The sequence below is a fragment of the Mesorhizobium sp. Root102 genome, assembly GCF_001425625.1.
GTDB lineage: Bacteria > Pseudomonadota > Alphaproteobacteria > Rhizobiales > Rhizobiaceae > Mesorhizobium.
Map to the genome: position 1 here is coordinate 391,495 of NZ_LMCP01000034.1, position 7,508 is coordinate 399,002.

8 protein-coding genes are annotated in these 7,508 nt (G+C 58.5%); 7 read left to right on the top strand and 1 reads right to left on the bottom strand.

From position 1 onward, the window contains the following. The first annotated feature begins 76 nt into the window (after positions 1 to 76). The 7 genes from ASD12_RS24135 (at position 77) to ASD12_RS24170 (ending at position 7,079) form a co-directional block, all read left to right on the top strand. Positions 77 to 769 carry a T6SS immunity protein Tdi1 domain-containing protein gene (locus tag ASD12_RS24135; RefSeq protein ID WP_156389004.1) on the top strand — a complete coding sequence of 231 codons (693 nt, stop codon included), beginning with the start codon at positions 77 to 79 and terminating at the stop codon, positions 767 to 769. A 286-nt stretch (positions 770 to 1,055) separates the two neighbouring features. Continuing rightward, positions 1,056 to 3,893: a hypothetical protein gene (locus tag ASD12_RS34680; protein ID WP_056592113.1), complete on the top strand. Its 2,838-nt coding sequence runs from the start codon at positions 1,056 to 1,058 to the stop codon at positions 3,891 to 3,893. Between the two features lie 220 nt (positions 3,894 to 4,113). Further along, positions 4,114 to 5,124, top strand: a complete 1,011-nt coding sequence (locus ASD12_RS24145) for an EpsG family protein (RefSeq protein ID WP_056592115.1) — start codon at positions 4,114 to 4,116, stop codon at positions 5,122 to 5,124. 167 nt (positions 5,125 to 5,291) lie between these two features. Next, complete coding sequence (locus ASD12_RS24150; protein WP_056592118.1) at positions 5,292 to 6,017, top strand: glycosyl hydrolase 108 family protein; 726 nt, start codon at positions 5,292 to 5,294, stop codon at positions 6,015 to 6,017. Continuing rightward, positions 6,017 to 6,241: a hypothetical protein gene (locus ASD12_RS24155; RefSeq protein WP_056592121.1), complete on the top strand. Its 225-nt coding sequence runs from the start codon at positions 6,017 to 6,019 to the stop codon at positions 6,239 to 6,241. The genes ASD12_RS24150 and ASD12_RS24155 overlap by 1 nt, the downstream gene beginning before the upstream one ends. A gap of 105 nt (positions 6,242 to 6,346) precedes the next feature. Then, a complete protein-coding gene (locus ASD12_RS24160) occupies positions 6,347 to 6,586 on the top strand; it encodes a hypothetical protein (RefSeq protein ID WP_056592125.1) in 240 nt (79 codons plus the stop codon). Between the two features lie 169 nt (positions 6,587 to 6,755). Continuing rightward, entirely contained in the window at positions 6,756 to 7,079 is a 324-nt protein-coding gene (locus ASD12_RS24170) for a hypothetical protein (RefSeq protein ID WP_056592249.1), read from the top strand. 258 nt (positions 7,080 to 7,337) lie between these two features. Here ASD12_RS24170 and ASD12_RS33545 read toward each other — a convergent pair. Next, a partial coding sequence (locus ASD12_RS33545) for an IS3 family transposase (protein WP_348271705.1) occupies positions 7,338 to 7,508 on the bottom strand: 171 nt, incomplete at its 5' end.

The following is a 7,508-nucleotide window of genomic DNA, read 5'->3' on the forward strand; positions in this document are numbered from 1 at the left end:
GTAAGAAAATTTATGATCTAATCAAAAATCTACCCATTGGAACCGTGATAATTAAAGTCACCACTGGAGGCAGATAGTGTTCGAGACATTCCGGCAGAATTTTCCGATTGAAAGCAGAGTGTCGGCATTTGGCGGCGAGGGGGCGGTCGACACAGAAATTCGAGGCTTGAATGAATTGCTGGCCAGCTTCGGGGGCGCCTCGTTCAGGAAAGGCCTGTATCGGATCATCCGCGCACAGGACTTGGTACGCTGGAATGCCAGGGTAACTTTGGGTTTTCCGGAATCCGACGGACGGATCACGTGCTTTGGCTACGATTGGCAAGGATCCGCATTTGCGGTTGACAGCCAGAGGCTTGAGCACGGGCAGCCTGGCGTGCTGCTGTTTCAGCCCGGCACGGGACAAGCACTTGAAATACCCGCCAATATCGAGACCTTCCATGACGTTCTGGCCGTGGAAGATCCGGACGCGGCGCTGGATGCCAACATTTACGTGGAGGACTGGCTGGCGGCAGGCGGGGCGCAACCCGCCTACGACCAATGCATCAGCTATAAGAAGCCGCTTTTCCTCGGTGGGGAGGACGATGTTTCAAACCAGGAGTTGTCGGACCTGGAGGTCTATTGGCACATTATGGGCCAAGTCATAGCCAAGCTTAAGGGGCTGCCTCCGGGGACTCCGCTGAACATCGGTAAAACGCCCGAACCCGGCAAGGCCCCGTCATCGCCTCCGAAATCGATCCTGCAGAAATTGAGGGAATTATTCACAAGATAGATCACAGGTGGCCTGAGGGACATTTCATGAGCACTGGTTAGGCTTCGGTACTTCCGGAAGCGTTGGTTCCGACAAGTTTTCTAAGCTCTCTGTTGCCGTGAGCAACCAAGCGCTGGAATGACGGCGTTACCCCTCGATGGGGCTGCATCTGATTTTCTGGGGGCGACGCAAGCCCTGACAGCTGATTCTCGTCGGGTTACCGGCGGCAGTCGACACAAACGCTACCTATTCGATCTGAAGTCCTCAAGCCTCGCCTTCGTGGGGCTTTTTTCATGGAGCAAGCCTTATGGCCCGACCCGCAACCGCCGCCGTTCGCCTGTTGACCGGCGAGCGCGAACCTGTGCGCCTGGCGACGACCGCGAACCTGGAGACGATCGTCATCGACGGCGTTGCCTGGATCCAGGGCCTCAAGATGGTCGATGGCGTCCAGACCACGACCGGCGACCGGGTGCTGGTCAAGGATCAGGCGGATGCCAGGCTCAACGGCATCTATACGGCGTCGGAAGGCTACTGGTACCGCGCCGCCGACGCGCGAGCGGGGCGCACCATGCAGAAGGGAACGACGGTGCATGTCCAGGAGGGCGCGGTTTCGGCTGATTTCGTCTTCGCCTTCCAGACGCTGAACCCTGTCGTTGGAACCAGCGACATCGTCCTCAGCTTCTATCAGTCCGACGATATCGTCGGGGATATTCGGGACGCCACGCAGGACATCATCGACCAGGCCCAGGCCGCTGCCAATGTCGCGGCCGAGGCGATGACAACGGTGATCGATCCGCAATTCGCGACGCTCGCGGCCGCCCAGGCGTTTTCCCCGCCAATCGCCCCGACATACATCCGCACCGCGTTCTACGACAGCTATCAGGTTGCAGACAGCGGCGCCGTTTACCGCAAGAACAGCACCGCGGCCGGGGATCTGGTGATCACCCTGAGCGATGGCGTGACGCTGGCGGGGTATACGCTGGCAGACACGCCTCTTGCTTCACAGAAAGGCGCTCGCAAGAATAACTACAATGACGATGCGCCAGCCGTGCAGGCGGCGCACGACCTGGGCCTGGGCGGGGTCAGGCTGCCAGCTGGTTCCTACAAAATGGTGCCAGGTTCGGTCTCACCTTTCACCTTCGGCAATTTCCCTTCCGTGAGTGTCTATCGTGCGGTCGCGCTGACTGCGGACAACGTTACTTTCAGTGGCGATCAGGCGGTGTTGCACGGCGTGAGCCGGGCCAGTGTTTTCGCGGCGGATGTCCAGCCGGTTTTCTCGACTGACAAGAACATGAGCGTCGGCGCCCGGAAGAACATCACGTTTGATGGTGTTACCTTCGATCCTGAAAATAATGCCGATGCCACGAACAGCAACCAGCGCTTTGTCTATGCAGTCGGCGTCGACGGACTGAGGTTTCTTGATACCAAGGGTGGTTCCAGCGGCAGCCGGCGTGGCTACTACGCCCACATCCAGAACAGCAAGAATGTGCAGGTCGACGGGCATCGTCACCAGAAGATGACGGGCGGCTTCAATGTTCGCTATGTCGACGGCTTCGTGATGACGAATTTCCTTTTCGAAGATTTCTCGGAAGCGATCGATCTCGACGGCGCCAGCCAACGTGTCGTCATCCGCAATGGAGTGTTCAAGTCAACCTCGCGCGTGAACCAGTGCATCGACGTCAACGATCAGGTCGACGCTTCGATCGGCGATTTTTCAGTCAACAACACCGGAACCATCGTCACCGTAAACTACAAGACGACGACGCCCGATACCTTTGCGGAATATGTCGCAGGCACGATTGTCAGGAATTTCCAGGTCGGGAAGCGCATCCTCCTGTCAAATATCTCCGGCTCGGCGGTCGGTTCAGCGGCCATTCCGGCTTTTTACATCGGGTGGGATTGGTCAGCAGGGAATCATGCCGGAGCGGCCCCGGTGCAGGACATTACCCTGCAGAACATTGTGCTCGACGATCACGGCTACTTCGATATTCGCGAGGCGGTCAACCTGAAGCTCAAAGACATTACCTCCTACCGGGCACAGTGCGGCTTCAACCATGCCGTGAACTGTATTTCGGCTGCGTCGAATGCCGATCAGGTCGCCTGGTCTGATCTCGACGTCGATATCGACGGACTGCGCATTGAGGCATCTGACAAAGGCGGCCTGAATATTTCGACACCTTCACAGGCAAAGGTTCGTCGGCTGATCACGCGGGGCAACAACACGCTTGGTGGCACACTTACGGATCTAACAATCACGGGGCTCGCCACTCGCGCTGGACGCGCTTCCGTCGACGAGTGCGATATCGGCGGTAATGTGGTGCTGAACGGCGACAGTACCGCCGTAGCAGCTTGGGCTGGTGACACGATCTACAAGCGCAACGCTATTGTTACCAACGGCGGGAATTTCTATCGCGCGACAGCGGAGGGGAAATCAGCCAGCAGCGGCGGGCCAACCGGAACGGCGCCTTCTGTCACAGATGACGGCTCGGCATCGATTGCCGTGTGGGCGGCGTCGACAGTTTACGCTGTGGATGCAGTGCGATCGAACGGTGGCGCGTATTTCATCTGCGTGACGGCAGGCACTTCAGCGGTTGCAGGTGGTCCGGTTGGGACGGACCATCGGATCGCCGATGGCACTGTGGTTTGGCGGCCATTTGGCGGCGCGGTGAAGTGGGAATATCTGCTTTATCCGTATTCTCTTAGATGGGGGAAAAACAATCATGTCAAAGGAACGGTTACACTCCAAGGTGACGCGCAGAAGTACATATTCGGCGAAAGCATCGCCGCTCAACTCGGCGATTACGCAGCAACTGGGTTGATAAACAAGAGCATGTTCGTAGCGCGTCGCCGTGGCCGGATTGTTCGAGCCACCTACCAAGTGACTGCCGATGCGACCGCCGATGCGGCCAACTATCGGAACCTGATCTTGCGACGCCTGAGGGAAGGTGCTTCGTCAAACGTGTCGACCATCGATACCAGCGCAACAGGGCTGACTGCGTTCGTCATGCGCGACGGCGCCGTTACTGCCAACTCGGCTGGCGCCGACCTGGAACCGGGCGACATCATATTCGTCAACTCGAACTCAGCCGGCACAGGCAGGGCTCTGACGGGGCTCGGTGTGACAGTTGAGTTCATTGAGTATTGAGCCGCAATCGGGACGCTGATCGGGCAAGCATCGGAGGTGCTTCCAACGTTGATCAGCGGGCAGCGTGAGTCGCGATCACCACGAAAAATGAGGACCACGTCTAGCGAGCTCACGTGGCGCCGGCCGGCAACTTTATTTGGAGGGCGTTAGCATTTTGCATTTCGTATGACAATAATGAAGGTGCTATTGCACGTGTCGCCAAGATCAAAGAGACGTTCGAATGCGGCCCATTCGCCAATTCTGGTTCCCCGCGTTGCTCTTTCTAGCCCCGGTGCTCTTCTTCGCGGCTTCTCGAACCGACTATGCGAATTATGCCTCGTATGCTTTGGAAGGTGATATCGTTGCCTACTCGAGAGATTTCGCTGATGCGTCCGGGGCAACGTTCCTAGTCTATATGACGGCTGTGGCGCACGAGCCCGTGTTCATCGCCATGCATTGGATATACGCCAACCTGGGGTTTTCGATCTCTGACAGCATGTTAACCAACAGCATGGTCATGGTTTCAGTCTACTATCTTTACTCGGTCAGACAAAGCAATAGCGTAGTACTTGGTGCGATATCGACTGTCTGCCTAATCATGCTGCCATGGTTCGAGCAACTGGGCCAAAACACGTTGCGTCAAGGGTTTTCGCTTATCTTCATTCTCGCATTCTTCCTGGTGATCAATGACGGAAAGAAATACAGAGCAATCTTCTTTGCTGCCTTGGCAATCGGTAGTCACTATAGCGCTTCTCTATTCGTTGCAATCTATGTCTTGGCAGATTTTGTCCCTCGCTCTGGAAAATTGATCGTTGGTGTAGTTTTATTGATTTTCGCGGGTTACATTACAAACTCCATCTCTGGTATTTCTGGTATAATAATCACCCCGATTTTGGCCCAGGTAGGTCTATACAACCAGTACTCTTCCGAAATGTTTGTGAGTTATCGGGTAGGGTTTAAGACTTTGTTTTTTGCCTATTCGCTGGTCCAGTGCGTCGCAAGTGTCTTGTTGATCAAGAGGGCGGCAAAGAAGTCGGATGAGCGTTTGGGAAAATATTGTATCCTCATGACCGTTATCTACATGTTGGCGAGCGGACTACCTTACTACAACCGGGTCGCCATGATGCCCATGCTTTTGCTTCCGGTGGTGCTCGTGACGCTGTATGCTCGTATAACCGCGCCGCGCCGTTTTTCTCGGCACACCGATCCCCGTACTGAAACTCGTTCGTCCAGCCGCTGGCAAGGCGCCTAAACTCATATCCACGGCTTGCTCAGTTCTCGCGCAGCCTTCTGCCTAGCCTGATCGCCGCTTGAGCATCGCTCTGCGCATCGACTGACGTGCCGCGCGCGGTCTTCTCGTCTCCTCGACCGTGAAATTGCCATCGACCCTCCCGATCAACCTTGAAAGGAACCATCACCATGGACCGCAACTTCGCGCGGGCGCTTGTGCTCGTCCTCAAATCGGAAGGCGGGTGGTCGGACAATCCGGCCGATCCCGGCGGCGCCACCATGAAGGGAGTGACGCTTGCCAATTTCCGTCGCTATGTGAAGGCCGACGCGACAAAGGCGGACCTGCGCGGGATCCGCGATCCGCAGGTGGCCGCGATTTACCGCCGTTTCTACTGGGACGCGGTGCTCGGCGCCGAGCTGCCCGATGGTGTCGACTATGCCGTGTTCGATTTCGCGGTTAACAGCGGGTCTGGCCGGGCGGCGAAATACCTGCAGGCGGCCGTCGGCGTTGCCCAGGACGGCCGGATCGGGCCAGCGACCCTTGCCGCGGTCAAGGCAAAGCCGGCCGGTGTCATCATCGATGAGCTTTGCGATGCGCGGCTGGCGTTTCTCAAACGGCTGCCGACATGGGTAACGTTCGGGCGCGGCTGGTCCGATCGCGTCAGGTCGGTGCGGGTTCAGGCCTTGCTGATGTCGGCGCAACGACCGGCGGCACCGGTGGCGGCCCCGGCGCCTGTCCCGGCGCCGCCCAAGGTCGAAACGCCCGCTGGTGGGGCGCCGGCGGTCCAGCCCGTGCCGCCGGCGGCGTCATCCGGCGGCAAGACGGCGGCCGTGACCGGAATCCTCGTCCTCATGGCCGGAGCGCTCGCGGCCTTCTGGCACCACGTCATCGGTTTTTTCGGGAGCGCCTTCTGATGACATGGTTCAACACCAACGCGCTGCACAATCTCCTCAACACGCTGATCGCGATCATTTGCGGTGGCGCCCTGGCCGGCTTCGACTGGACGATGTTCGGGGTGAGCGACCGCACCGCGCTTCAGATCAGCGGCGCCATTGCGCTGGCCAAGATCATCATCAACGCCATTCGCGACGGGCCGGCGGGCATGGTCGCGCCGCCGCCACTGGCAGAGGAGAAGTAAGATGGAAGGTCTCCAACAACTCGTCGTCGCTTGGCTTGAAGTGATCAAGCCATACTGCATCGGCTTTTCGATTGGTGTGTCCGTTTGCATCATAGTGAGGCATCTATGACCGCGCTCATCGTCTTTCTGCTCGAGCATGCAGGGATAGCCCTCGCGGCTCTTGGTGCCATCGCCACCGTCGTCGCGGCAGGGTGGGGCAATCTGCGAGGCGCGAAGCGAGAGCGGAACAAGCAGGCTGTGAAAGATGCTGCTGCCGCGACCGAAGCCCAGAAGATCGACGACGCCGTCGCCGGCCGGACGCTGGACGACAACCGGGGGAGGCTGGGCAGATGGTCAAAATCATAACGCTCTCGCTTACGCTGGCCGGCTGCAGCACCGTCGGCGGGTCGTTCTGTGCGATCGGGCATCCCATCCGGCCGACACAGGCTGAGGTAGCGACCCTTTCCGGCGCGTCGGTGGCGGCGATCCTGGCTCACAACGAAAAAGGCCAGAAGCTCTGTGGATGGAGGCCGTGATGCACGATTTTTTCGACCTGCTTGGCATCAAGGGGCCGGTCGTGGCGGCGGGCCTTGCCGGCGGCGTTCTGCGGGCGCTGTCACGGCATCGCTACAAGCTGCGCGAAATGGTGGCCTCGCCGATCTGCGGCGCGCTTGCCGCAGCCTATTTGACGCTGCCGGCGGTGTCCTACGCCAGGATAACCGGCCTGCCTATGCCGGATCCCGCCGACGACACCACTACGCTGGCAGCGGCCTTCCTGATCGGCGTCTGCGCCATGTGGATTTCGGACGTGTTGTTCGAGTTTGTCGTGAGGCGGTTCAAGTCGGTGCCAGAGGAGTAGCTGCTGGCGCCGGTTGGTGTTGTTTGCTGGCGACCGCTTGACAGAATTCCAGAGACACTTTCGTCATAGCCCGCTCCGGTTTGCCGGGGCGGGCCATTTTGCGTTTCGAGACCGGCTTGATGGCCGCTTCGCCTACGGCGTGGGCTGGTCGAGAAATGTGGGCAGCTGAAAATGGCGACACAGTACGCTCTCCGCCGTCTCCAGCGCGCGCTATGCGCTTTCCCGGGAAAACCGCTTCACACTTTTCCTGGAATTGCTCTAAGTGTTCAGTCCCGGCATTTGCTGGATCGGGTTTAGGGTGAACCGTTGCGGGTCATTTGTCCATGATTTGCATATGAACTCGTAAGGCGTGAGGCCCTTTAGGGTCTTGAGGCGGCGAGCAAAATTGTAGGCTGCTACGAAGTCATTCAGGTGTCTGCGCAGTTGATC

Excerpts from the sequence above, each read along its gene's own strand:
- ASD12_RS34680 (WP_056592113.1), top strand. The coding sequence starts at position 1,056 with ATGGCCCGACCCGCAACCGCCGCCGTTCGCCTGTTGACCGGCGAGCGC.
- ASD12_RS24170 (WP_056592249.1), top strand. The coding sequence starts at position 6,756 with ATGCACGATTTTTTCGACCTGCTTGGCATCAAGGGGCCGGTCGTGGCG.
- ASD12_RS24160 (WP_056592125.1), top strand. The coding sequence starts at position 6,347 with ATGACCGCGCTCATCGTCTTTCTGCTCGAGCATGCAGGGATAGCCCTC.
- ASD12_RS24155 (WP_056592121.1), top strand. The coding sequence starts at position 6,017 with ATGACATGGTTCAACACCAACGCGCTGCACAATCTCCTCAACACGCTG.
- ASD12_RS24145 (WP_056592115.1), top strand. The coding sequence starts at position 4,114 with ATGCGGCCCATTCGCCAATTCTGGTTCCCCGCGTTGCTCTTTCTAGCC.
- ASD12_RS24150 (WP_056592118.1), top strand. The coding sequence starts at position 5,292 with ATGGACCGCAACTTCGCGCGGGCGCTTGTGCTCGTCCTCAAATCGGAA.